The organism is Parabacteroides sp. ASF519, from assembly GCF_000364265.2.
Taxonomy (GTDB): Bacteria; Bacteroidota; Bacteroidia; order Bacteroidales; family Tannerellaceae; genus Parabacteroides; species Parabacteroides goldsteinii.
In genome coordinates, this window is record NZ_AQFV02000006.1 from 5,840,762 (window position 1) to 5,865,654 (window position 24,893).

21 protein-coding genes and 2 pseudogenes are annotated in these 24,893 nt (G+C 40.9%); 16 read left to right on the forward strand and 7 right to left on the reverse strand.

Translation table 11 applies throughout. From position 1 onward, the window contains the following. The first annotated feature begins 9 nt into the window (after positions 1-9). A complete protein-coding gene (rpiA, locus tag C825_RS23430; protein ID WP_007653916.1) occupies positions 10-705 on the forward strand; it encodes a ribose 5-phosphate isomerase A in 696 nt (231 codons plus the stop codon). On the opposite strand, the gene C825_RS23435 is transcribed toward rpiA, so the two are convergent. Together C825_RS23435 and C825_RS23440 are read right to left on the reverse strand one after the other, a co-directional pair. After that, positions 695-1,441: a nitroreductase family protein gene (locus C825_RS23435; RefSeq protein ID WP_010800400.1), complete on the reverse strand. Its 747-nt coding sequence runs from the start codon at positions 1,439-1,441 to the stop codon at positions 695-697. The two genes, rpiA and C825_RS23435, sit on opposite strands and share 11 nt — an antisense overlap. Before the next feature lie 27 nt (positions 1,442-1,468). Further along, on the reverse strand, positions 1,469-2,653 hold the full coding sequence (locus tag C825_RS23440; RefSeq protein WP_007653918.1) for an AAA family ATPase: 1,185 nt from the start codon (positions 2,651-2,653) through the stop codon (positions 1,469-1,471). Between the two features lie 79 nt (positions 2,654-2,732). Between C825_RS23440 and C825_RS23445 the strand changes: the two genes are divergently transcribed. From C825_RS23445 to C825_RS23485, 9 genes and pseudogenes are all read left to right on the forward strand, one after another. Then, positions 2,733-3,854, forward strand: a complete 1,122-nt coding sequence (locus C825_RS23445) for a DUF362 domain-containing protein (protein WP_007654032.1) — start codon at positions 2,733-2,735, stop codon at positions 3,852-3,854. Between the two features lie 74 nt (positions 3,855-3,928). Next, a complete protein-coding gene (gene mnmE / locus C825_RS23450; protein ID WP_173015300.1) occupies positions 3,929-5,320 on the forward strand; it encodes a tRNA uridine-5-carboxymethylaminomethyl(34) synthesis GTPase MnmE in 1,392 nt (463 codons plus the stop codon). Positions 5,321-5,567: 247 nt separating this feature from the next. Further along, positions 5,568-6,470: a helix-turn-helix domain-containing protein gene (locus C825_RS23455; RefSeq protein WP_010800403.1), complete on the forward strand. Its 903-nt coding sequence runs from the start codon at positions 5,568-5,570 to the stop codon at positions 6,468-6,470. An 84-nt stretch (positions 6,471-6,554) separates the two neighbouring features. Next, positions 6,555-6,935 (forward strand): annotated as a pseudogene (locus C825_RS23460) (Arm DNA-binding domain-containing protein); the annotation flags it as partial. Positions 6,936-7,073: 138 nt separating this feature from the next. After that, positions 7,074-8,606: an IS21 family transposase gene (gene istA, locus C825_RS23465; RefSeq protein WP_010800358.1), complete on the forward strand. Its 1,533-nt coding sequence runs from the start codon at positions 7,074-7,076 to the stop codon at positions 8,604-8,606. Next, on the forward strand, positions 8,603-9,394 hold the full coding sequence (istB, locus tag C825_RS23470; protein WP_010800357.1) for an IS21-like element helper ATPase IstB: 792 nt from the start codon (positions 8,603-8,605) through the stop codon (positions 9,392-9,394). Before istA ends, istB begins: the two co-directional genes overlap by 4 nt. A gap of 103 nt (positions 9,395-9,497) precedes the next feature. Beyond that, positions 9,498-10,226: pseudogene (locus C825_RS23475) on the forward strand (tyrosine-type recombinase/integrase); the annotation flags it as partial. A gap of 8 nt (positions 10,227-10,234) precedes the next feature. Next, positions 10,235-10,600 (forward strand): virulence RhuM family protein, encoded by a 366-nt coding sequence (locus tag C825_RS23480; RefSeq protein ID WP_010800406.1) that lies wholly within the window; start codon positions 10,235-10,237, stop codon positions 10,598-10,600. A gap of 262 nt (positions 10,601-10,862) precedes the next feature. Further along, positions 10,863-11,744, forward strand: a complete 882-nt coding sequence (locus C825_RS23485; RefSeq protein ID WP_010800407.1) for a hypothetical protein — start codon at positions 10,863-10,865, stop codon at positions 11,742-11,744. 32 nt (positions 11,745-11,776) lie between these two features. On the opposite strand, the gene C825_RS23490 is transcribed toward C825_RS23485, so the two are convergent. Further along, complete coding sequence (locus tag C825_RS23490; protein WP_135033559.1) at positions 11,777-13,762, reverse strand: ATP-dependent nuclease; 1,986 nt, start codon at positions 13,760-13,762, stop codon at positions 11,777-11,779. 180 nt (positions 13,763-13,942) lie between these two features. Here C825_RS23490 and C825_RS23495 point away from each other — a divergent pair, with 180 nt between their 5' ends. The 6 genes from C825_RS23495 (at position 13,943) to C825_RS23520 (ending at position 18,671) form a co-directional block, all read left to right on the forward strand. Continuing rightward, positions 13,943-14,308 (forward strand): helix-turn-helix domain-containing protein, encoded by a 366-nt coding sequence (locus C825_RS23495; protein ID WP_010800409.1) that lies wholly within the window; start codon positions 13,943-13,945, stop codon positions 14,306-14,308. A gap of 11 nt (positions 14,309-14,319) precedes the next feature. After that, entirely contained in the window at positions 14,320-15,696 is a 1,377-nt protein-coding gene (locus C825_RS23500) for a DUF3987 domain-containing protein (RefSeq protein WP_010800410.1), read from the forward strand. A 78-nt stretch (positions 15,697-15,774) separates the two neighbouring features. Beyond that, on the forward strand, positions 15,775-16,854 hold the full coding sequence (locus C825_RS23505) for a DUF6371 domain-containing protein (protein ID WP_010800411.1): 1,080 nt from the start codon (positions 15,775-15,777) through the stop codon (positions 16,852-16,854). Between the two features lie 137 nt (positions 16,855-16,991). Continuing rightward, on the forward strand, positions 16,992-17,300 hold the full coding sequence (locus C825_RS23510; protein ID WP_010800412.1) for a MobC family plasmid mobilization relaxosome protein: 309 nt from the start codon (positions 16,992-16,994) through the stop codon (positions 17,298-17,300). Then, positions 17,290-18,231 carry a relaxase/mobilization nuclease domain-containing protein gene (locus tag C825_RS23515; protein ID WP_010800413.1) on the forward strand — a complete coding sequence of 314 codons (942 nt, stop codon included), beginning with the start codon at positions 17,290-17,292 and terminating at the stop codon, positions 18,229-18,231. Before C825_RS23510 ends, C825_RS23515 begins: the two co-directional genes overlap by 11 nt. Before the next feature lie 35 nt (positions 18,232-18,266). Beyond that, positions 18,267-18,671, forward strand: coding sequence for a hypothetical protein (locus C825_RS23520; RefSeq protein ID WP_010800414.1), 405 nt, complete (start codon positions 18,267-18,269; stop codon positions 18,669-18,671). A gap of 38 nt (positions 18,672-18,709) precedes the next feature. On the opposite strand, the gene C825_RS23525 is transcribed toward C825_RS23520, so the two are convergent. From C825_RS23525 to C825_RS23540, 4 genes are read right to left on the reverse strand one after another with little or no spacing between them, the layout of a single operon-like run. Then, on the reverse strand, positions 18,710-19,696 hold the full coding sequence (locus tag C825_RS23525; protein WP_010800415.1) for a virulence RhuM family protein: 987 nt from the start codon (positions 19,694-19,696) through the stop codon (positions 18,710-18,712). A 35-nt stretch (positions 19,697-19,731) separates the two neighbouring features. Continuing rightward, entirely contained in the window at positions 19,732-21,642 is a 1,911-nt protein-coding gene (locus C825_RS23530) for a hypothetical protein (RefSeq protein ID WP_010800416.1), read from the reverse strand. Beyond that, entirely contained in the window at positions 21,639-23,228 is a 1,590-nt protein-coding gene (locus tag C825_RS23535) for an ATP-binding protein (RefSeq protein ID WP_010800417.1), read from the reverse strand. The genes C825_RS23530 and C825_RS23535 overlap by 4 nt, the downstream gene beginning before the upstream one ends. Then, a complete protein-coding gene (locus C825_RS23540) occupies positions 23,221-24,888 on the reverse strand; it encodes an ATP-binding protein (protein WP_010800418.1) in 1,668 nt (555 codons plus the stop codon). Before C825_RS23540 ends, C825_RS23535 begins: the two co-directional genes overlap by 8 nt. Positions 24,889-24,893: the final 5 nt, after the last annotated feature.

The window sequence follows — 24,893 nt, forward strand, 5'->3', positions numbered from 1 at the left end:
CAACACATTATGGACTGGGAGAAAACAATCATCGATTCGTTGGAATGGGGTAAAGAGATTTCCAACCGGGAAGAAAAACAAAAAGTAGCCGACAAGATCGCCTCTATGGTAAAAGACGGCGACATTATCGGCGTAGGTTCAGGCTCAACGGCTTATCTGGCATTATTGAAAATAGCCGACCGTATCCGGACCGAACAGTTACATATCCATGCCATTCCTACTTCCCAGGAGATAAAGATGGCTTGTGCCAAACTCGGTATCCCCCTGACAAGCCTGCTTGAACACAAACCGAACTGGACTTTTGACGGAGCGGACGAAATCGATCCCAATCATAATATGATCAAAGGACGTGGCGGTGCCATGTTCAAAGAAAAACTATTGATTAGTTCCAGTCCGCAAACCTTCATTATTGCTGATCCTTCCAAAATGGTTTCGAAGCTGGGTTCCCGTTTCCCCGTTCCGGTAGAAATCTTTCCGGATGCATTGATACATGCGGACCAGGCTCTCCGGTCATTAAGTCCGGTTGACATAAAACTTCGGATGGCACAAGGCAAGGACGGTCCGATTATCACCGAAAACGGGAATCTGATACTCGATGTATGGTTCAACAATATACCCGACAATCTGGAGAATGCAATCAAGTCCATCACTGGTGTGATAGAAAGCGGACTTTTTATGCATTATGAGGTAAAGATCATTTCATAAATCCCTGATCTTTTAAAACCTTCAACAGCACTTCGGAGAAATACTCATTATTCTTTTTCGTATAACGAACATCAGTAAACACCTGTGCCAGTGTTTCCTTATTGTTTTCTTTCACAAACTGTTTATTGACTTCCAGTGCTTCCTTTTCACCATATAATTCGTCTATCATATCCGGAGTATAATCTACATAAGCCTCCTGATGAATCACGGCAGCCAAAGGGAGTCGTTCCACCTGCTCCGGCAACGGCATAGCCGGATAACCGACAGTTACAGTAACGATAGGCACAACGAGGCGGGGTAAAGACAACGCTTCGATAATTTTATCGGCATTATAGGCAGTCGTCCCCAAATAGCAGATACCCAAACCATTCTCTTCAGCCGCATCACAGAAAGCCTGTGCAAACAGCATCGCATCAATTGTAGAAGCAATGAAAGTCTGCAAATTATCAAACCCGGCTTCCGCTTTCCGCTGTTCCGCCCATTTCACAAAACGGTTGGCATCGGCACAGAAAGTCAACACTACCGGAGCCGTCGTAATCATTGGCTGATTAAAATGAGCCGGGGCCAGTTTCTCCTTATTGGACTGGTCACGGGTAACAACCACACTGTATAACTGCATATTACCGGTATTGGAAGCACGGACTGCCACTTCCAGCAATTCATTCAACAACTCTTCGGGAATATCCTGCTCTGTATATTTGCGGATAGTCCTACGATTTTTCATTATATCTATCATAATCTATACTTTATTATAAGAAGTCTATCAATAACAAAGTCCTAACAACCAGATCGGGAGTTTGTTGTTCTGACTTTTGGGTTGACCGTAGATAGCGGCAAACGCATTATCCAACTCTTTGATCCGATCATAATCCATCAACGGATCGCCAACCATAAAAATATATTTGTCGTTTATCAGAAAGTCATTATTCTCAAACAACTCAACCGTTGCAAAATTAGATAACTGATCGACAAAGAAAGTCTCTCCCAATATCACACGGTCATTCACATCCTCTTCAAAAGCCATCAATAAATTGGTATTACCTATATAAGTTTTCTGAAGACGATTCTGAGTCTGCTTTTTAGACTGATAATATCTTATGCAAACCGCATCCGTCAGATAATCAAAATACCGCTTGACATCCGTCCGCTCTAACTTCAACAGAGTAGCCAGGTCGGCTACGTCAGCCACATCGGGTATCTGACCGGAAATAGACATCATTAGCCTTTTAATATCCTTCAATTCCCGATATTCCAATGGATAAAGAGGAGGCAGATCAACATCGACCATCTCTCTCACCCGGTCCTGCAAACGAAATGGAAATGCATCCGGATCATCCCAATAAAACGGATAACAACCATGTTCCAGATAGTTACGGAAGATAGGGGCAACGACAATCTGGTCGTTCACATTCCTCGATATTTCCACATGGTTTTCCAGCAAATCATCCAGAGAAACCGGAGGCAAATCCAAGACACATTCATACGAAAGGTATTCCCTGAACGACATGGTAGCCAATGTATAACAAGACACTTGGTTCTTAAATCCTTTCTTCACTTTTGAAACCGGAAGTAACGAAGAAGAAGCAAAAACAATATTCAGATTCGGACAACGTTCCAGCAACTTCCTGGTCTCCGCCATCCAATCGGCATAACGGTGCACGCTGTCCAAAAACAGATGCGTACCTCCCTCCTTATAGAACTGCATAGCCACGTTGACCATTTTTTCCCGTTGAAAAAGAATGCTGTCCAGATTCAAATACAAAGCTTTATCCGAATCATCGAAAGCCTGTTTTATCCGTTGCAGCAACAAGGTTGTTTTCCCGACACCTTGCGAGCCAAAAATTCCAATCAGACGATCATCCCACTGTATCTGTTTATAAAGATATCGCTGAAAATTGCATCTTATCCCCTTCAGTAATTGCTGATGGTTTACTTGGTATATGTCCATAAACTAAACTATTTGATACAAATGTAATACATTATGATAAATAAACATGTAAATTTGCATGACAAAAACCAATAAGAGAATGGACAAATCAAAAGTTTACTTTACTAATCTTCGCACAACTCCATCCAGTAACTTGCTGGATAAAATGGAGCGCCTTGTTAAGCGCGCCGGCATTACAAACATTGATTTTAAGAATCAGTTTGTAGCAATTAAGATTCATTTCGGAGAACCGGGGAACCTGGCTTACATCCGTCCCAATTATGCCGCCCGCATGGCTACTTTGCTTCGTTCATTAGGGGCAAAACCCTTTCTTACAGATTGCAACACATTATATTCCGGCCGCCGCTCGAATGCCGTAGATCATCTGGAAAGCGCCATGGAAAATGGTTTCAACCCTATCTCAGCCAAATGCGAAGTGATTATCGCAGACGGACTAAAAGGGACGGATTACCGCGAAATAGAAATAAACGGTGAATATTGTAAAGCGCCAAAGATCGGAGCTGCCATCGTCGATGCAGATATTGTATTGACCATGAACCACTTCAAAGGACATGAACAGACAGGTTTCGGCGGTGCTTTGAAAAACCTGGGCATGGGTTGTGCCAGTGTCGGAGGTAAGCTGGAATTACATTCAGCCTCCCAACCGATCGTAGCCCGCGAAAACTGTAAAAGTTGTAATATCTGTGTAAAACACTGCGCTCATGACGCCATTCACCTGGATGGCAGCAAAATAGCAACAATCGACTATGAGAAATGTGTCGGTTGCGGCCAGTGTGTTGCCCTTTGCCAATATGACGCAGCGGTCATGGGTGATGGAGACACATCGGAACGGCTCAACTATAAAATTGCCGAATATTCAAAAGCGGTACTACTCGATAAACCGAATTTCCATATCAGTTTTATCATGAATGTCTCTCCCGAATGCGATTGCTGGAATCATAATGATGCCGCCATCGTTCCCGACTTGGGTATCGCCGCATCATTCGACCCGGTTGCTTTGGATAAAGCCTGTGCCGATATAGTCATCAACGCTCCGATTCTGGAGACCGGCAACCGCCTTTCGGATTCGCCTCATCACGACCATTTGGAAGGATGCGACAAATTCCACATCATGCATCCGGAAACCAACTGGCAGGCCGGACTGGAACATGCCGAAAAAATCGGACTGGGAACTCAGGAATATGAACTAATAACCGTATAACTTAGCTGACAGTTGACAGTTTTGTCACTGGTATCTCTGTCAACTGTCAACTGTCAACTGTCAACTAATATATGATTAATCAAGAAACAATCTGTGCCATATCGACAGCCCCCGGAGCCGGAGGCGTAGCTGTTATCCGTGTATCCGGCACTGAGGCTATAACAATTTGTGACACAATCTTCACGCCTAAGATCGAGGGAAAGAATCTTCAGAACCAAAAAGCCTATACCTTACGCTACGGTAGTATCCGCCGCGGGGAAGAGTTGATCGACGATGTACTTATCGCCCTCTTTCGCGCTCCTCATTCATTTACAGGAGAAGACACTGTCGAGATTACTTGTCATGGTTCGGTTTATATCCAGCAACAGATCCTTCAGTTACTGATTGAAAAGGGATGCCGTTCTGCACTCCCCGGAGAATATACACAACGTGCTTTCCTGAACGGAAAGATGGACCTGAGCCAGGCAGAAGCTGTAGCCGACCTGATCGCATCCACATCAGCCGGTATGCACAAACTGGCTATTAACCAGATGCGTGGCGGTTTCAGTAATGAATTGACCAAACTGCGCAGTCAACTACTCGATTTCACTTCATTGATCGAGCTGGAGCTTGATTTCAGTGAAGAAGACGTCGAGTTCGCCGACCGCACCAATCTGAAGCAACTAGCAACTGGCATCGAACAACTGATCCGCAAACTGGCTGATTCATTCAGTGTCGGAAACGCCATCAAAAACGGTATTCCGGTTGCCATTATCGGAGAGACAAATGCCGGTAAATCAACCTTGCTCAATTTACTCGTCGGTGAGGAACGTGCCATCGTTTCCGACATCCACGGAACAACCCGCGATGTGATAGAAGATACGATCAATCTCTCAGGAGTGACTTTCCGCTTTATCGACACGGCCGGAATCCGCGAAACCAACGATACCATTGAAAGCCTTGGTATCGAACGCACTTTTCAAAAGCTCCGCCAGGCATCCATCGTCCTTTGGGTAATCGACCTGAACACTCCGGCGGAACAGATTGAAGAACTGGCTAAAGTGATTATCCCGAAAGCAGAAGACAAAAAGGTAATCCTTGTTTTCAACAAATCCGACTTGCTTTCGTCCGATGAACTGGAGCTCAAGCAACAATTGCTTAACAATATTCCAGCTGACCGCATATACATTTCCGCCAAACAACAGGAAAATACCGAAGTACTCAAGCAGCATCTGATCCAGGCCGCCGCTTTACCCGAAGTATCTCAAAACGACGTCATCGTCACAAACATCCGCCACTACGAAGCCCTAACAAAAGCCCACGAAGCCATCCTCCGTGTAATCAACGGCCTGGAAATGAATATCTCCGGGGATTTTCTGAGCCAAGATATCAGGGAATGTATGCATTATCTTGGAGAAATTACGGGACAGATTAGTAATGATGAAATATTGGGGAATATTTTCGGGAAGTTTTGCATCGGCAAATAAGTGGTGATTACCAACGATTAGCATATATCATCAACGATTATTAAGGCGTTCATTTTGAGCGCCTTTCTTTTTAGCCTTATAAGCGATAGTTATCGTTTATAAGGCTTTTTCAGCTCATTTTTGTACCGCATTTGTTGCTCGCTTATTACTCTCCGATTTTAGGTCGGAAAGGTCGTGGACACACTGGTACGTCATGGTACGTGGTGGCACGCGATGAAACAAATTTGGCGAAATAAACGGATAAATAATGAGTAGTAAAATCGACATTAAGAAAAGATGTAAGTGGTGCAATGCTGTTTTCACAGCCCATAAGATCACCACAGAGTATTGTTCACACCGATGTGCCAACCTTGCCTACAAAGACAGGGTCAGGAAACAGCGCATTGAAAGTCTTCAACACGAATTAGGGAAAAGCATAAAGACACCTCCTAATTTGAATAAGGAGTATCTTACTCCGTCAGAAGTAGCAGAGTTATTAAACATTGGGCGTACTTCTATATATCGCTATATCCGCAATGGAACAATCAAAGTAATCCGATTTGAAAGGAAAACGCTTGTTCGCAGAGCTGATATAGAAGATATGATAGACTATCTTTCGCAAGAAAACGAGAAGACACCAACAAAAGAGAAAGCTCCTATCACCGACTTCTACACCACCACAGAAGTCAAAGAGAAATACCATGTAAACGAGTCATGGATATTTGCGGTAGCCAAGAAGAACAACATTCCCCGGACTTTCAATCGTGGCAAAACCTACTGGAGTAAGAAGCATATAGACGCTTACTTTGCCAAGAAAGCTCCGAATCCTGACATTACCGAATGGTATAGCTCCCAAGAAATGCAGGAGAAATTCGGCATGACCTTATCCGCCATCTACTGTTTCGTTTCCAAGAATGCTATTCCCAAGAAGAAAGAGGGCATCATGGTGTACTATTCCAAGAAGCATGTGGATATAGCAAAGGGCATTGCAGCACCCGAAGAACCGCAATATTATACGGTAGCAGAAGCAATGGAGAAGTTCAACCTTACCCGTGACCAGCTCTATCACTATGCGAAGTACCATAACATCCCAAAGGTCAAGAAAGGCAAATACACGCTTATCTCCAAACCTGAATTGGATAAACTACTTGCCGCCCCAAAGATTGAATAAGTTATTTATCGGTGAATGTACCCACCATTGAATCACCGTATTCCTTTGCACCAAACAAATGTAAAACTCTAAATATTAAACAGTATGTCACACACATGTACAAAAGTAACAGTTCGTCAGAGAGCGATTCGGAATAATCGTATCTCCCTGTATCTGGATTATTATCCGGCAGTCCGCAACCCCGAAACGATGCAGATGAGCCGCAGGGAATACCTCGGTATCTACATTTACGCCCATCCCAAAAACGAGATGGAGCGGGAGTTCAACAACGATATGTTGAACAAGGCAGAGGCTATCCGTTGCATCAGAGTGCAATCGCTCATCAACGAAGAGTTTGGTTTCTTGGATAAGACCAAACAAAAAGCCGACTTCCTCGCTTACTTCAAAAAGATGTGTCACAACAAAGACCAGAAATGGCAATTCGTCTACCAGCATTTCTACAACTTCGTCAAGGGACAATGCACCTGTAATCGGTAACTTTGTCTCGTCAAAAATCGGAAAAGTAAAATCGACATGATTAGAAAAAAATAGCATTGTAATTTTGTAGTGCCAACTATTAATTACAATGCTATGACCGAGACTTCCAAATTAAAGAAGTATCTAATGTGGAACAAAGTTAAAGAATTATTTTCATCCGGCCTAAACAAAAGCCAGATAGGTTTGTCTTTAGGCCTTCACCGTCAGACGGTGTCCAAGTATCTGTCTATGACAGAAGATGAGTTCATATCTAGCCAGAGCTATGACCGGCATTACGGGCATAAGCTTGACGCTTACGAGACTTATGTAGTGGAGGAGCTTGTTAAATGGCCTTTTCTGTCCGCCCCTCAGATCCATGACAGGTTAAAGGAGAATTTTGTGGATCTTCCGGCAGTTACTCCCAAAACGGTTTTCAACTTCATCAACCGAATTCGTTTGACACATAATCTGCCCAAAGAGGTGGAAAAGAGTTACCGTCCCTATGAGAAGCAGCCTGAGACTCCTTATGGAGAATACGCCCAATGTGATTTCGGCGAGCGCTGGATGCGAACCTCTCAGGGGCAGTCTCTAAAAGTCTATTTCTTTGCGGTGTCCCTGAGCCGGAGCAGGTACAAGTTCGTGTATTTTAGCCGGACACCGTTTACCACCGCACTTGCTGTCTATGCCCATGAACTGGCCTTTGAGCACTTCGGAGGTATACCCCGGAAAATCATTTATGATCAGGACAAGGTATTGCTAGTTAAGGAAAACCTTGGCGATCTGGTGCTTACCAGCAGCTTCCGTGCCCTGGTTCGGGAACATGGCTTCGAGCCCGTATTCTGCCATAAGTCCGATCCCCAAAGTAAGGGTAAGATAGAGAACGTGGTCAAATATGTGAAGTACAACTTCCTTCGCGGTCGTGAGTTTATCGACATCGACCTGCTGAACAAGGATGTCCTGAGCTGGCTGGAACGTACAGCCAACGGTACGGAACACCACGGCATACGTCGTGTCCCTTCCGATGAGTTCGAGAGGGAAAAAACATATCTCATGCCTTATAAAGGAGTCCCTACAGTACCTTGTGAAAAGCTCGTGCCACATCATGTGCGCAAGGACAACGTGATAAATTACAGGGGCAACTATTACACCGTTCCTACGGGAACTTACCGCGGCTATCAGACGCTTGTCTATCTGGAAGAAAAAGAAGGCAAACTGCACATCTATAGCCATGATACGGGCAAACCCCTTGCCAGTCACAAGATAAGCGGTGACAAGGGACGCCTGATCAGCAACACCTCGCACCGGCGTGACCGAGAAGCCTCACTGAACGACTATGAGGCTTCTGTGCGCAAGGAGCTTCCCCAGAGCGCAGTGGTTGACGAATACCTCTCACAACTGCGCGTACATAAGGCTCGCAACTATCGCGACAACCTCCAGTTCATAGCCCGCCGGCATGGGGCATACTCCAATGCCACACTTACCCGGTCTTTCACTCAATGCCTTGAGGCAGGCGTCTTTAACGGATGCCGCCTGATGGAGGTAGCCGAGTACCTTAGAGTCCATAATGGGGAGGCTCTTATCGAGGTGCGGACGGAAACGGAACCTTTACCCCAGGCAGACACCTCCGGCATGACCCCTGAGAAAACAGATATATCAATCTTTAATACACTCTTCGTATGACAATCAACGAACAAATCAGAAGCTTGTGCTCACGCCTGCGGCTATACGCCCTTCCACGTCTGTTGGAATCCGAGGCTCATCTGGCACAGGAACAAGGAAAGACCCATGTAGAGTTCCTTCATGACCTGCTGGCCCGTGAGGTGCAAGAGAGGGACAGCAAAGACTTCCAACGACGTCTGAAAGCGGCGGCTCTGCCGGCAAGGCATGATCTCGACCTTTTTGACCACAACTACTCGCAAGGTATAACCGCCCCCAGACTACGCGATCTGCGCCGACTTGGATGGCTCGAGCAGAATTACAACCTGATACTTATGGGACCATCGGGTACAGGCAAGACCTTTATCGCCGCAGGCCTCGTATATGAGGCCGTAGGACAAGGATACAAAGCATATATGGTTACGATGGAGGATGTCATAAACACCATTAAGATGAAAAGCCTGATGCCTTCAGCCATGAGTGCCTATAACCGTCTGCTCAAAGCCGATCTGGTAGCCATCGACGACATCATGCTCTTCCCGGTGAAGAAAGAAGATGCTGCAGGATTTTTCAACCTAATCAACACGCTTCACGAGAAAGCATCGCTGATAATCACTACCAACAAGGCACCAACAGAGTGGGCAAAAACACTGGATGATGAAGTACTCGCTTCCGCTATACTTGACCGATTATTATATCACTGCGAGGTAATAAAACTCTCGGGACAAAGCTATCGGATGGGAAATCGAAAATCTATTTTTGAAACCGGAAAAGACTCATCTTTGGCTGGGGGTACCCCCAGCCAAAGATGACCAGTATCCTAAGACAATCAATATTATAAACGGAGGGTCTCGAATATCATATGTCGATTTAACTTTACCGAAAAATGTCGATTTAAAATTTGCTTATTACAGCACCTTTGGTGATGTGAATGTGGATTTGTGTAAGAAGTTCCGTGAGTACCTGTTGAACGCCAAGCAACTCAAGCACAGCAACCGCCCTATATCCCTCAATTCAGCATCCGGCTACTACTCTACTTTTAGAGGATTGTTGAAGATTGCCTATCGGGACAAATGGTTTCGGGAGAACATCAATGATTACCTTGACAAGATAGAGCCGCAAGATGTAAAGAAGGAGTATCTGACATTAGAAGAAGTGAAGCAACTCGCTTCCACTCCTTGCGACATCCCCGTATTAAAAGCCGCTTCTCTATTCGCTTGTCTGACAGGCTTACGCATCAGTGATATTCTCAATTTACAATGGGAGGACTTTACTATCGCTCCCGACCAAGGCTATTGTCTGCGTATCAGAACACAGAAAACCCAAACGGAAGCGACACTCCCCATCAGTTACGAAGCCTACGAACTATGCGGTACGCCCGGAACAGGCAAAGTATTCAAGGACTTGAAACGGAGTATGATTAACTATCCACTGAAAAGCTGGCTCAAAAAAGCAGGAATAACGAAACCGATAACCTTCCACGGGTTTCGTCACTCGTATGCGGTCATCCAAATTTCCTTGGGTACAGATATTTACACAGTATCAAAGATGCTAACGCACAAGAACGTGTCCACAACTCAAATATATGCAGATTTAGTCAATTTCAAGAAGCGAGAAACCGCAAATAAAATATCACTCAAATAGATATAACTATGAAACGAGGAATCATAATAAACGACAGACAAGGCATCCATATTTCCGATGGCGAAGTATGGATGACCATTTGGGAACTTGCAGACTTGTTTTATACAACAGCCGGAACTATTCATGCAGCTATCAAGAGAATCCTGAAAGCTAATGTTTTGAAAAGCCACGAAGTTTACAAGTACATCAAATTGGAGAATGGGAACAATGCTGATGTATATAACCTCGATATGGTTATAGCCCTATCTTACCAGATAGCCACCGGACATTCTGCTGCATTCAGGAAATGGGCAACAAACAAAGTCGCTCGTAAACAAGAGTGTAACATCTTGTTATATCTCAACAATGTGACAAACCATACATTGTATTGCTAATAAGCTATTTCTATACCTTATTGATTATCTGCATTATTTACCCAAAATGATGCAGATAATTTCTGTTTTTAAGATACACAAGTCTGTTTCTCCAACTATTTTCATCCAAAAACAAGAAATTTGCAATGCGCTTATTATTAAAAGTGTAACGTGGTGAAAAGTGATGAAATATATCGTCAAAAGCCCATCGACAGGCAAAACTATGGATTTTCTCAAAAATAAATCCTATATATTTGCATACAAACGATTAATATATACCACTATGGAGCAGAAAAAGATAGAACATATTACATTGCATCTGATTGTTTTCAGTACAATCGCAATCATTGGCGTTTTAGCACGCCAGACCGTACTACACTATGGTTGGGACGAGTTCAGCAGCTACCTCATTTTGGTGGTATGCTCAATTATCATGGGAGCTATCTATCTCAATCTGCAAATGGTGTTCAGACAACTTCTTTCACCTACAATAGAAAAGTGCTTTATGAGATTTGAAGGCTATCGCAATAAGATTGTGGTAATTAATGCTCCAATAGAGCATCAGGAATTTATTGAAAGCACCATAGATACAGAACCTATCGTTTCCGAATCTGAACCAGAAATCGAAACTACATCTGACACCACAGAAGAAGTTTTTCTTCCCCCAATTCCTGAATCCAATGAAGAAGTAGTAGAACTTCCAAAGGAAGAAGTTCCTCCAGCCTCTATTAGCAACATCCCTATTGAGGTGCTTAATCAACCATCAGAATATGAGATTTCCCGTGCAAACGCTATGGCTGAGAAAGAACGAGCATCACAAGAGAAACTTGAAAAGGTCATTGCTTACACGAAACAAACCTTAGTTCTCTATCTTGATGAAGCTGCACTTAATCGCTTATGTGGATATGTGACAGAATATTACTTGTCAGATACTCTGCCTAAAGTTGAACCAATAAAGGTCGATTCTCAGTTAAAGACCATTGACATCATGCACTTTGGATGGAATATCGGCAAGGCTTTCGGTAAGCCACGTTTACAGACTGCTACATTTATCAAAAAGGTGTTTGCCCATACTCTTCGTGACTCGGAAATATCTACCATTGAACGCAAAATGTCACACACGGAATCAGGGTGCAAGATAAAATTGAACAAACAGATACAATAACAATATACCACACTTGAGTTATTTTGTTTCGTCTATATTTCAAAATTTCTTGGTATCGTCTGGTCAGAGAAATTAATTTGTTTTTCTTCACCAACGACAGACGCCTTTAAATATATCGTACAATTAAATTTGCCATCGGGCTGTAAGGTGAAATCTCCATCTCTACACTCTAATATTTGATTAAATGTAGAGTATTCCACTCGTGCATTACTTTTCAAGGTCTGCAAGTCTTTAATTTCGCTACGCGCAATTGCATTTTGAACTTTCTGAATCCAATCAATGATTGTGTACTTAACATGCTTTAATATATTAACTTTTACATGAGGTACAGATGCCTTCAACAATGGCAAAATATCGGAATACATCTCTTCGAGTTTCTCTTTCGTATCTATATCTAAAATGCAATCTCTTTCAGAATTAAACAACTTATCTTTCTGCGTAATATTCAAATAATCAATAGGTATCGCCTTAAAAAAATGCTCTAACTCGCCATTCGGAATTATAAAAATATTAGCACTCTTTATACATTCAAGATATCTATTATGTTTTGCTAATACTGTTTCCACATCATTTTTTATATCGGGCTGAACTTCTTCTATTAAATCCTTAAAACGATATAAAGATAAAAGGATAACATCTTTTATCGCCTCAATATTATTTCTTTTATCAGCATACAAGGTATGCAATCTATCAACAATCTTTTTAACAGATTCGTTTTCAGAGGTATTATTATTAAGTGCTTCTCCAATTTTAATAAGCAAGCGTTCCATCTCACCTATACAATTAGAAATGTTAGAACCAAATCCATTCTCAATAAATCGTTGTTGAACAATATCTGAGTTACAAAAATATTCTCTTAATTTACCTCTGAATAAGGCATCATAATCGGATATTACACGACAATTTATATGTAACAGGTTACACAATTTATAGAATACCGCTAATTCATCTTTACCCCCAACATCTATTACAGAGGAACCCGATGCAGCTATGTTTAATCCTGTTTTCTCAAATAACAACGATATTATCTGTTGATCTGTATATCCTTCTACAAAAACGGGATTTGGAGAAAAAAAGAACTGCTTATGATGTGTGTTAAAACGTGGCAGAAATTTTTTAAGTACATACCTATCCTGCTCATCTAAATCATCTTTCTTAATATAGGTAGGCTTTTGATGATTATGGCAAACAAGAATGTGCTGCAAATCTTTAATAGAGCGAATATCTAAGAAATATGGAGAATGTGTAATTATAAAAAACAATTTCTTATCTGCTTCTATCTTAGGGTCTCCGGCAATCTTTCTTATCTCGTTTAAAAAAAATGATTGAAATTGTGGATGCAAATGCAATTCAGGCTCGTCAAATATAATGCAATTATTACTATCATCATATAAAAATGTCAATAGAGATATTATTTCTTTCATTCCATGACATTCTTGCTCTTTTATGCCATATTCTTCTCCTCCATCAATATTTTGCATCTTTGGTTTCAGATATCCACCTTCCTCAACTAAACGAATTGTTTTTTTAAATAAATCCGATAGTAATGCTTCTATTTTAATACGTATATCTAGTCGTTCTTTTAAAATAATGAATGCAGATGTTGACAAGCCATATTGTTGGCCATAATCTTTATAGGTATTAAACTTCGATATATCCAATCCTCCACTCAATTGACTGGATGTAAAATACGAATATGATGTTTTTTCAAACCCCGACAATCGTTCTGCAGATAACAATCGAACTTTATAGTTATTATGCGAGAGCTGTGTCTTTAATTCATTTGAAAACAATGATTTACCAGTACCATTTGCACCAACAATGAAATTAATAGAATTCCATTCATTTTTAGTAAATGTTCCCGACCAAATTTTGGGAAGTTCTATATTAATTGGAATATTCATATCTACATATATTTTGGGATACAAAAATACAAAAAACTTATCACACAGTTGTTTATCCTCTGCTATTTTATAATCGCGCATCCAAAATTTTACAAAATCTTCTCTTTTTCTCACTAATAGTTCCCAATAACTGCTATAAACGACATTACTAATCACTTAATACCAACTAAATATCAGACATTTACCATACTCTACCACCATCAAAAAGTTATTCATCAGTTATATCTTGGTGAATGATTCCACCATTGAAACACCTGTTTCCTTTGCCGTCGAACAATTAAAAACGATTGGCGTATGCAAAAAGAAACAGTAACATTTGATAAGCTGCCCGAAGCGGTAGGTTATCTGACCGAACAGGTCATCGAGTTGAAAAAGATGGTAGCTGAACTACAGCCACAGCCATCAGACAAACATGTGTTGGTTGAGATTGAGGATGCTTGCCGCATCATCCGAAAAGCCAAGCCTACCATATATACATTGGTACGCAAAGGGCTACTCCCGGCTTACAAGAAAGGTAAGAAACTCTATTTCTATGAGGACGAGCTTCTTGCTTGGATTGAGAACGGACGGAGAAAGACTTCCGAGCAGACATACGAGGAGATGCTTGCCAATATGCAGAGTTGTGTCCACCATAAGCCCAAATCATCAATACAATTTTAACGGATTGGGCTATGGATACATATTCTATTAATCCGGCATCCATCATTGATGAAGCGATTGATTTAAGTACAAGATTGTCCGGTACGGCATTCCCCGTCAGCATATTCCCTGCAAAAATCCAACGCATCATCCGTGAGGTACACGAATGCCATAACTACCCCACCGACTACATTGCCGCTGCCATCCTCACGGCAATAGCAGTCGGCATAGGTAATACGCACCTTGCCCAAATCAAGCAAGGCTGGATGGAAAGCCCCATCCTGTATATGGCATTGATTGGAAGACCGGGGGCAAACAAAAGCCATCCGCTCAGCTTTGCGATGAAGCCGTTTCTTGATTATGACTACCGACAGAATCAGGAATTTGAAAAGGCACTTGCCAAGTACAATGAGCTGATGAGCATGAGCCGCAAGGAACGTGCGGAAAGCGGTGGTGATCAATTTCCGCAAGAGCCTATCCGCAAACGCTTCTTGGTTTCGGATGTAACACCTGAAGGATTGAGCCTCATTCATGCGCAAAACAAACGTGGGCTATGCTTGTGGGCTGATGAATTGTCCGCTTGGTTCAAGAACTTCAACCGCTACAACAACGGTTCGGAAGAACAGTTCTGGCTCTCGGTATTCAGTACCAAGACCACTATATCCGACCGCAAGAACGCCAAGAGTTCCATCTTTATCAAGCGTCCGTATATATCGGTCATTGGTACTATCCAAAAGAAAATCTTGAACGAGTTGGCTAAAGGTGAACGCTCCAGCAACGGATTTATCGACCGCATCCTGTTTGTGATGCCTAATCTGCAACAAAAAGCACGGTGGAATGACAAGGAACTGCCGGAAGATATAGAGCAAGAATGGAATGCTGTCATTGACAAGCTGATACAATCGGAGTGCAGTCTCAACGAGCATGGAGAGATTGAACCGCAAATTCTTTTCTTCTCAGAGGATGCCAAGAAACGGCTTTACGAATGGCAGCACCATTTCTCAGAGTTGTGCGACCGGGAAACAAACGACACCATTGTGAGTATCTATTGCAAGTTGGAGATATACATCATTCGCTTCTGCCTGATTATCCAACTGGCACGATGGACTTGCGGAGAGTGCGACAAGACGTGTATCGACCTGCTGACGGTGGAGAGAGCCATAAAACTGACGGAGTATTTTAAGGAGTCCGCATTGAGCGTACAAAATATTCTGAATGAGAATGCCCTCAACAGTCAGCAACAGGCGATAGTCAATCTGCTGCCTCCTTCCTTTACAACTGCCCAAGCGATACCGGTAGCCGAGCAAAACGGAATGAAGGAACGGACATTTCAACGCTTTCTCAATGACAATATCGGAACACTGTTCCGCAAAGAGAAGCATGGAGAATATTCAAAAATTAACCCGTGACATTTTTGTCGGTTTTGACACTTTCCAAGTGAAAACGACAATAACGACAGAAGTGACACTTATAAAAAGAAACATACAATGAGTACACATAGATTCATATTAGAACCCTACAAGGGTGTCAGCACCCGGCATACTTACCTGAACTGCCACCGTAAAAGATGTTTTTCCAAGTACATTGATACTGAGAAACAAATCCAGTTCCCTGATTACGTTGGGCGTTGCGACCACGAGCAGAAATGTGGGTATCACTTCACACCCCGTGATTACTTTGAACGGAATCCTTCTGAAAAGGAAAAGTTGTCCGAGGATAACTTTCGGAGCTATACGCCCATTAAAGAAACCGAGTCGAAATCCACTTCCTACATTGATTTGGATATAGTCAGCCAGTCGTTGCAACGCTATCCCGACAACAAACTGTTTCAATTCTTATCGGCTCAATTCGGAGAGACGGAAACATTGAAACTGATGAAGAAATACAAAGTAGGTACTTCCAAGCATTGGGACGGTGCAACCGTATTTTGGCAAATGGATTATCAGAACAGAATCCGCACTGGTAAGATAATGCTTTACAATCCTGAAACTGGCAAGAGGATAAAAGAACCGTACAATCATGTCACGTGGGTACACTCCGTACTTCACAAAGACGGCTATAATTTGAAGCAATGTTTCTTCGGTGAGCATCTGCTCTCAGAAGATAAAAGCCGTCCTGTTGCATTGGTCGAGAGCGAGAAAACCGCTCTCATTGCATCCTACCACCTACCCCAATTCCTATGGATTGCATCAGGAGGAAAGAACGGTTGTTTCAATGCCAACAGCCTGTCCGTTCTTGCAGGAAGAAGCGTTGTGTTATTCCCCGATTTAGGAGCTACCGCCTATTGGCAGAGCAAAATCGGGTTGATGAAAAGCTATGGAATTAAAGTACAACTGTTCGATTATCTGGAAGCCAAAGCGACCGAAAACGAACGGAAAGAGGGGTACGACATAGCCGATTATCTGTTGAAGGTACACCCCGATGAAGCCATACTTCAGCAGATGATTAAGAGGAATCCGAACTTGAAAACACTGATAGAAACACTCGATTTGAAGCTCATCAGCGTACAACGAGGCATCCCTCAGCCGAAGGTTTCACCACCTAAGAAACGGGGATTCAGACTTTGAACAAGGGAAAGGAATCGAGACTTTTTTACTGTAGCAAGTTAATGTCGGTGTATTACATTTCCCGACCACTTGCTCCTCAAAAAGTCTGAGGAGGCGGCTCCCGATGGTCACAAATTATTCACTAAAAGCTATTCAAAATGGAAAAGAAACATACGATAACACTCCGTCTGTCTTACGACCAATTCGCATGGCTCGGTGCGCTTTGCAGACGGAGCAAACAGACCCAAAGCGCAGTCATCCGTTCGCTCATTGAGAGCGGAACGGTACGTGAGCGAATCACGAAAGAGCATATCCACATCATCCGTCAGTTGATAGGTGAAAGTACCAATCTCAACCAGTTGGCGAAGCAGGCAAATACCTACGGATTCTTTGCCGTTGCCAAAAGATGCGAGGAGATGTCGCAGCGTATTAACCAACTTATAAAACAACTGAAAGATGATAGGTAAACAAACCAAAGGGACATCGTTCGGCGGCTGTGTTCGCTATGTCCTCAAAGAGGAGAAATCCAAATTGCTGGAAGCTGCCGGAGTGGATGGTACGCCCGAACAGATGGCAGAGCAATTTGAATTACAAGCGTTGCTCAATGACAAGGTAAAGAATATTGTCGGACACACCTCGCTCAATTTCTCTCCTGAAGACAGCGAACACTTGAAGTCTGACGATGCGTTGATGTTGCAAATCGCCCACGACTACATGAAACTGATGGGCATCGAAAACACGCAGTACATCATCGCCCGGCATATCGACCGTGAGCATCCACATTGTCACATCGTTTTCAATCGGGTGGATAATGACGGTAAGACGATTAGCGACAAGAACGACTTCCGCAGAAATGAAAAGGCGTGTAAGATGCTGACGACAAAATACCGCTTGCACTTTGCCAATGGCAAGGACCATATCAAGGAGGAACGCTTGCACCCATACGACCGGGCAAAGCATGAGATATACAAAGCGTTGAAAGAGGAACTGCCCAAAGCTCAAAGTTGGGATGAACTGAAAGAAGCCCTTGCCGACCGTGACATTGATATGAAATTCAAGGTCAGCCGGACTACAAGAGAAATACAGGGTGTCAAGTTTGAGTACAACGGCTTTTCTTTCTCCGGCTCAAAAGTCTGCCGGGAGTTCAGCTATTTGAATATCGACAACCGACTGGAGCAAAATGCTTGTGCATCTTCATGTGAATACCATAAACAAGGATTCACGCATAAAGATGAAGAGGTACAGCAAAACGTATCCCATTCCGACAATGGTTCAAGCATCGGTCTTGGTTTGTTGAATGGCAGTTCCTCCTATGATGCCACTGCCGCAGAGGAAGCCGAGTTCAATCGCCTGATGAAAAAGAAAAAGGCTAAGCGCAAGCGAGGCTTTCATTTATAATTCACTATTTATTAACTTTTTAAACTCAATCAATTATGTTACAAAACGATTTAATTCTTGATTTCAATCTCTACTTGTGTGAAAAATTCGGCTACAGAAACAGTTGTAGCGTGATGCAAAATGCCAATGGCTTTTGCGTGGACATCCGTGAGCGTGATTTAGACTGCTACATCCGCTTTTGGGAGTACAGCAACAGAAGAGGCAACTTCCCAGACTGGTCTATCATCATCGTGCGCAGTAACTTCAAGAAGAACCAAGCCGAAAACCTGAAAGACTTGGCTCGTTTCTTCAAGGAGTATATGCCACGCTACGGTTACAAATACCTCTGTACAGAAGGTGATGACTACAAGTATTATCAGACACTTGGTTTAAAGCTTATCTATCGAGGAATCTTTGACCAAAACAATTACGGATTGCCGATGAAAAACTTGAATGTCTGATACATCGTTTAGAATTAAGGAGGGGATTTTTCCTCTCCTTATTCTAACATCTTTCTTATTTGCTTATCAAAATCAGAATCAATCCGTTGGGTTTTATTGAAAATATCGTATTCGCTTTCAGCCTTTGCCTTGGCTTGTGCTGCAGAAATGCGCCCTTTGTCTGGCAATATCTGATATTTGCGGAAAGTCAGGAACTCATTGACACTGGCTGCAAACTGATTCATGTTGAACGTATTTTCACGTTCTATGAGATCTTCAATATAGTCGAAATATCCCGTTACTGCTCGTTCCAACCGTCGGATTTCATTCTCCTGCAAATAGTTTTTGGCTATTGATACATCCGATTTCAAGATACGCCCATCAGGTGCATTCTTCCATGTGGTCAGTCCCATGTGTTCTTGGGTATGGTCTGCCTTTGTATAGATGATTTCAGCAGCCGTTTGCCCGGTAATAGCATAGTGAAAACGGTTCTGTATCATGGCATAAAAATCGTGTGTTGTAGGCGAGTTCTTGTCATAGTCGATACTACACTCTGCATATATATCGGTGATCTGTTGCCAGATACGTCGTTCACTGGTACGGATAGAACGTACCCTTTCAAGCAATTCACGGAAATAGTCTTTTCCGAATACTGCCGTTCCCTGCTTTAATCGGTCATCATCAAGTGCAAATCCTTTTTTGATATACTCATTGAGAATCTTGGTAGCCCATTGACGAAAGCGAGTGGCTTGAAGCGAATTTACACGATAACCAACTGAGATAACAGCATCAAGATTGTAAAATTGCGTATTATATATTTTGCCATCTTCGGCAGTATGTGCAAATTTTGCACATACTGAATCCTGCTGTAACTCTGATGACTCGAATATATTTTTGAGATGCTTGGAAACGACAGTTCTATCCACGCCAAAAAGTTGAGCCATCGCCTTTTGTGTACACCAAAGGGTTTCATCTCTGATGATTACCTGCACCTTGCCATTCTCTTCTGGAAGATTGTATAATATAAATTGTATCTCTTGCGACATAATAATATATTGTTGTTACGATCTATAGCAAACAATCAACTTTTACGTAATTCGTCATATTCCTTTTTCAATTTATATAACTCTGAATTTTCGTCTGCTATTTCACTTCTATAGTTTTTATAATATTGAAGAATCTGCAATAATTTAGGATTATTCGTTAAATCTTCAATATGATTAAAATCGTTTTTGAATATAATTGGATACAATATATCACGTTCTTCATTAGTCAATGTAGACATTTCGTTTCTCCATTTTTGAGTATAACCCAAGTGTTCAAAGAAAAAACGGAATAGTAAAAATGTTTCAGGCATTATTAATAACTCCATAAATTCATCTTCGTTTTTACCAAACGCTTTCTCAAAGAATGATACACCTCGTCCAATTTTCCCCTTTGTTGCATTTAAAATAGCTTGTACTGCACGTATGTATTTACGATTCCAATGTTTGCCAATATAATCTCGATCATGGCTATGTTCATCTCTGATTGGATGATATTTCATCGGAAATGAATAAATACTAACATTTAATTCTTCGCATAAGTCAACATTTATTCGCATTCTATGGTAAAGATCTATTGGCTTCTCTTTGAAGTTGTAAAGAAGATAATTAGAGAAATCTTTAATACCATATTTTACGCTCATTTTTAATGCACTTGTATATGCTCTTTCCGTTTTGATATCATCAAATGCAATACGTAATGGACGAACAGGAATTTGCGCCAACAAAGAGACAATTTCATCCGTAAACAACCTTGCATCTACGCCTTGGTTGAAATCAATATAACGATTGCGCCCTTTCTGATTTGCATATTTCTTTTCAAAATATGGTGCAAAATTTTTGTAAGTCCGAATTAGCGCATCTTTAGTACAGGTTATAGGATGCAACAAACCATTTTCTTCTCTCAATCGATAGATGTGCGTTCTGATCTCCTCATTAAGACGTTTCATCTCATTAATATCTTTAAGGAGCTTCCAGCATTTTCGAATATATCCACGGTCATTCATTCCTAAACGAAGATTACGAATTGCTATCTCATATTGGTTAGGCTCAATATATTTTGCACCTGGAATAAATCCACATGAACGAATATCCGCAATAATTGTAGACAAATCTTTTGATGCAAGCACATTATTATCCATCAACAAAAGATTTTGTTGATCACCGTACAATCTTCTTGTTCGTTCTATTCTATCTTTCAGAGGGAGGTATGGCTGAAACTGTGGTTCCAAAATCGGTACTGCGCAAAATGGACACTTACGAATACAGCCACGTGTTGCGTAGCTAAAAAATGCCCTACCATCTACATATTCATAATCTATTTCTTCTAGTATAGAGTAATCCAAAGGTAATTCGTCGATTACATATGGATTGTCATCATCAATATCCTTATAAGGAGTATGAAGTGTTCCACAATGGGGTTTTATACCTGTTGCATTTTCTATTTCCTTGGGTTGAATAGATGCCAATACCCCACCTACCATGATATTTTTCACATCCTTAACCAATCCCTTCGCAAAAAGAATAGTCTCAATAGTTATATCCCAGTAGAATGTAAATAATGTGGTAACACCTATCCAATCCCACTTAGGATTTTTAAGATATTCCTTCTTGTGATAATAATCTTTGTAATAGTCAACCCATGGAGCTAATAAGATATCATAAGCAGAGTCTTCAAGTCCTATTTTATCTATATCTGTTTTTCTACGATACTTAATATAGGTAGCAATCTTATCTGAACGTAACTTCCAGTTAATAGTATTATCCATTTGATTGAGTTTTTCAACACAATCATTTGTTATATCATTAATTAAAAATTCTGTCAAGTCCCCCTTATAAAAAACAACATTATCACCTCTTAAACGGAAATATGTAGCTAGCTTCATTAAACCAATGGGCGGAAACTTGTTTTTATAATTAGGCTCTAATAAGAGTATATTCCTATTCATTTCGTTATTTGGTCTTCTATATTGCTAATGAGCGCTTCACGTAAGCGTTCATCAGCAATTGCATTACCGATAGCAGTGTAAATTTTGCCAATCAACTTCTTCTCGTTTTTTGAGTATCTAGAGTAGATGGGCTTATCTGTCCTATATCGGGTTTTACTTTCTTTATTTGTCTCTATAGTATTTTTTTTAGAATACTTTACTTCTTTCTTTGGAGATGCTGGTGTCTCAAAATGCTCAAGAACAGACTTTAATGGCGAATCCTTTGAGGAAATCTTTGCCTTTACATTATCCAATTGCTTTTGAGCCTGTTCTTCTTTTTTCTCTTGCTCCTCTAAACGACGGTGCAAATCATCTCGTTCTTTTTGACTAGTATAACCATTTTTTTCCTTTTCTTGAATAGTTGCCCTTAATTCTTCTCCTTTGGCGATTGTCGATGTACTTGAACGTAATTTTTGAGCATCATAACAGAGCTCTTTGAGCTTAAGAAAATCTTGCCGAATTTTTTGTTCAAACTCAATACATTCTTTGCTCTCACCAAAGTAATCTCGTCTTGAGTTCGGTATTAACCCTTTACTAAGCGCATGAATTTCGCCGAAGTAGTAAAACGAGAATCGTTGATCTTCGGTTTTAACAAAGAATTTCTTACAAATTTCTTCATCTCCAATTTGAATGTTCTCTTTACGTAAACGTATACCTCGAGCTAAATTCTTTGGCTTCATTTGCCCTTTCAAGGTAGAAATAGAATACCATCCCCAATAAATGATTGAACCATTATCATCTTTCGCCATCAAGAATTTCACATCTATGATGTCATCAACTTTTTTCTTCCCTCCATTATTGTCTTCGTAAATAGCACCAGTATATGGTTTATAAATTTGGTCATCATTGACAAAAATGTTATAAGTGTCAACCGTCAAACCATTTTCTTTTTTGAAGTCATTTATTTTTTGGCGAAAGATAAAAGATGATGAAATATCAACAGGAGCAACCATAGACAGATAATCATAGACGCTTTCTATGTCAAGCAATTCGTCAGATGATACATCTTCCATAATTACATTAAAATAGTGTGCATCATCGCTTTCTTTTTCAGTTTCTACTTTAGTTACTTTAGAAAGAACCTCTGTTGCTTCTTCACTATTTTCACGATCATTAATAATATTCTTCAAGAGGTTTGCATCCCAAGTCATGATGGATTTAATTGGCTCTCCATAATATGAAGTCTCAAAAATTAGTTTTGAGCAATAGCCAAGCCCTCCTAAACGACCAATACCACGAAATCCCTTATCTTCACCTCGCTTTTTAGTTGAATGTGCAATATTTCGTAATATAGCCATTACCTTATCCTTGGGTATACCAGTAGCATTATCTTGAACAGATATACTTCTTTTGTCCTTATCAATTCTCACATGAATTGCCTCTTCTCCTTTTTTGAGAAGAGCGCAATCAATGGCTTTATCTATCGCATCTGCTGCATTTTGAATGTATTCTCTGTAGATAAATCTACAATCTTCATACATGCCAAGAGTCAAAGATTCTATGACATCCTTACCTATTTGAGGGGCTGTATTCACCTTATCATTCATAGTATTTGTAGATTGGTAATGGAAAGTTTACGTTTAGCATAGAACGGAATACTGGATTTTGAATAATATATTCGCCTTGCTTCTGTCGAGTCAACATAGTTTTATAAACTTGTGGGACAAAACGAAAATCTTCTTTTGTTATCTCAATGGCATTTGTACGACCAAACGCTTGTGTAGCACAATTACCTTTTACTCGTTTGTGAATGTCGCTTACGAACTGTTCTGCACCAAACAAAACAATCCCCAAAGAACGACCTCGTTCAGTTATATCAAGTAGTTGACGCAAAATCGGAGATGATTTTGGCACATCATTGGAGGCATATTTATTCAACTCATCAATAAAAATCACAATTCTATCAGGTATGTCTTCGTCAGAACGCTTAGATGAGCCTAACTTGAGATTATATACGGCACGCATAACATCTCCAAAAACAAACCCTTGAGATTCTTCATCCAATTTCGCCACATCAATTACCATTATATCATTTTTCTTGATTTGGGCTATTTTATCTCTTAGACGAACACTTCTACCATCATTCCCCAATTTTTCTGTAAACATCTGGCGACATTTCTGAAAGCTTTTATTGAAAAGTCGATAGAATTTCCGCCAACTTAGAACAGAAATTTCTTTCCCTGCTCCAGCATTCTTTCCTTGACTTTGTGTCTGTTCCAAAAGAGCTTGTCTGAAATCTTCCCAACATTCAACCCCATTAAATTTTCCTCCATTGGAGATTATGAAGTTTATGATTGACTCTATTGTATCATTAGGGTCATCTACATTGGCAAACAAGAGATCTAAACATTCTTTATCTTCATCCGTTTCAAATAGATACTTATATTGAAATGCCTTTTGAGTTTGCAAACGATCTTGAATTGTTGCTTGCTTTTCGTAGGTGTAAGACGTAAAATCCTTCGAGTATGGATAATAATAACTTACTTGTTTGAAAGCAGACATTTCTAAACCCAATATATCATAGACTTTTCGAATCTTTTCCAACTCATTTTCACGCTCATTCATTTCGTCTATTTTCAATAAATCTGTTCCCTTGACATTCATCATAACAAAAGCAACAGATTCCTTATTTCCTTTCATTGCGGTATCTTGGATTGCCTTCATTAAGAACATCGCATATGAAGTTTTTGATGCTAATCCTGAGATACCGGAAATATTCAAATGCGCACCTTCCGGACCAATTAAAAAGTGAGAATTAAAGTTGACAGGCAAAATCTGTTCGTTTGCACCTTCATACATTTTAATGTAACCTGCCGGAATAGGATTTTTTACTTGGTCTAAACCAAGTGCCATCTTGATTTCCGCTGCTGTTGCCAAATATACTTTCTTTCCCTCTTGTACAGGAATATATACATCCTTATCATTACCAACAACCTTACACATCACATAGTTCATGCCTATGCGATCGGTGTATGATTTGGATTCAACATCTCCAAAATCACTTGAGATAAAACCAGCCAATGCACTTGGTGAATCTGTCATATGAGAAATTTCCTCAATGACTCCAAATGTTTTTGAGTTATTAATGTGCTCAACAACTACCACATCAAAAGGCTTCAATTTTAGATCTTTTTTAGTCCAAAATGTAAAGGTCTCTATTGTTGAAGGTTGCTTTTCGGTAGCAATAACCTTTCCGATTGTATCCATACTTA

What these genes read in the sequence shown, in the direction of transcription:
- rpiA (WP_007653916.1), top strand. Translation starts at nt 10, where the DNA reads ATGGACTGGGAGAAAACAATCATCGATTCGTTGGAATGGGGTAAAGAG.
- C825_RS23435 (WP_010800400.1), bottom strand. Translation starts at nt 1,441, where the DNA reads ATGATAGATATAATGAAAAATCGTAGGACTATCCGCAAATATACAGAG.
- C825_RS23440 (WP_007653918.1), bottom strand. Translation starts at nt 2,653, where the DNA reads ATGGACATATACCAAGTAAACCATCAGCAATTACTGAAGGGGATAAGA.
- C825_RS23445 (WP_007654032.1), top strand. Translation starts at nt 2,733, where the DNA reads ATGGACAAATCAAAAGTTTACTTTACTAATCTTCGCACAACTCCATCC.
- C825_RS23455 (WP_010800403.1), top strand. Translation starts at nt 5,568, where the DNA reads ATGAGTAGTAAAATCGACATTAAGAAAAGATGTAAGTGGTGCAATGCT.
- istA (WP_010800358.1), top strand. Translation starts at nt 7,074, where the DNA reads ATGTGGAACAAAGTTAAAGAATTATTTTCATCCGGCCTAAACAAAAGC.
- istB (WP_010800357.1), top strand. Translation starts at nt 8,603, where the DNA reads ATGACAATCAACGAACAAATCAGAAGCTTGTGCTCACGCCTGCGGCTA.
- C825_RS23480 (WP_010800406.1), top strand. Translation starts at nt 10,235, where the DNA reads ATGAAACGAGGAATCATAATAAACGACAGACAAGGCATCCATATTTCC.
- C825_RS23485 (WP_010800407.1), top strand. Translation starts at nt 10,863, where the DNA reads ATGGAGCAGAAAAAGATAGAACATATTACATTGCATCTGATTGTTTTC.
- C825_RS23495 (WP_010800409.1), top strand. Translation starts at nt 13,943, where the DNA reads ATGCAAAAAGAAACAGTAACATTTGATAAGCTGCCCGAAGCGGTAGGT.
- C825_RS23500 (WP_010800410.1), top strand. Translation starts at nt 14,320, where the DNA reads ATGGATACATATTCTATTAATCCGGCATCCATCATTGATGAAGCGATT.
- C825_RS23505 (WP_010800411.1), top strand. Translation starts at nt 15,775, where the DNA reads ATGAGTACACATAGATTCATATTAGAACCCTACAAGGGTGTCAGCACC.
- C825_RS23510 (WP_010800412.1), top strand. Translation starts at nt 16,992, where the DNA reads ATGGAAAAGAAACATACGATAACACTCCGTCTGTCTTACGACCAATTC.
- C825_RS23515 (WP_010800413.1), top strand. Translation starts at nt 17,290, where the DNA reads ATGATAGGTAAACAAACCAAAGGGACATCGTTCGGCGGCTGTGTTCGC.
- C825_RS23520 (WP_010800414.1), top strand. Translation starts at nt 18,267, where the DNA reads ATGTTACAAAACGATTTAATTCTTGATTTCAATCTCTACTTGTGTGAA.
- C825_RS23525 (WP_010800415.1), bottom strand. Translation starts at nt 19,696, where the DNA reads ATGTCGCAAGAGATACAATTTATATTATACAATCTTCCAGAAGAGAAT.
- C825_RS23530 (WP_010800416.1), bottom strand. Translation starts at nt 21,642, where the DNA reads ATGAATAGGAATATACTCTTATTAGAGCCTAATTATAAAAACAAGTTT.
- C825_RS23535 (WP_010800417.1), bottom strand. Translation starts at nt 23,228, where the DNA reads ATGAATGATAAGGTGAATACAGCCCCTCAAATAGGTAAGGATGTCATA.
- C825_RS23540 (WP_010800418.1), bottom strand. Translation starts at nt 24,888, where the DNA reads ATGGATACAATCGGAAAGGTTATTGCTACCGAAAAGCAACCTTCAACA.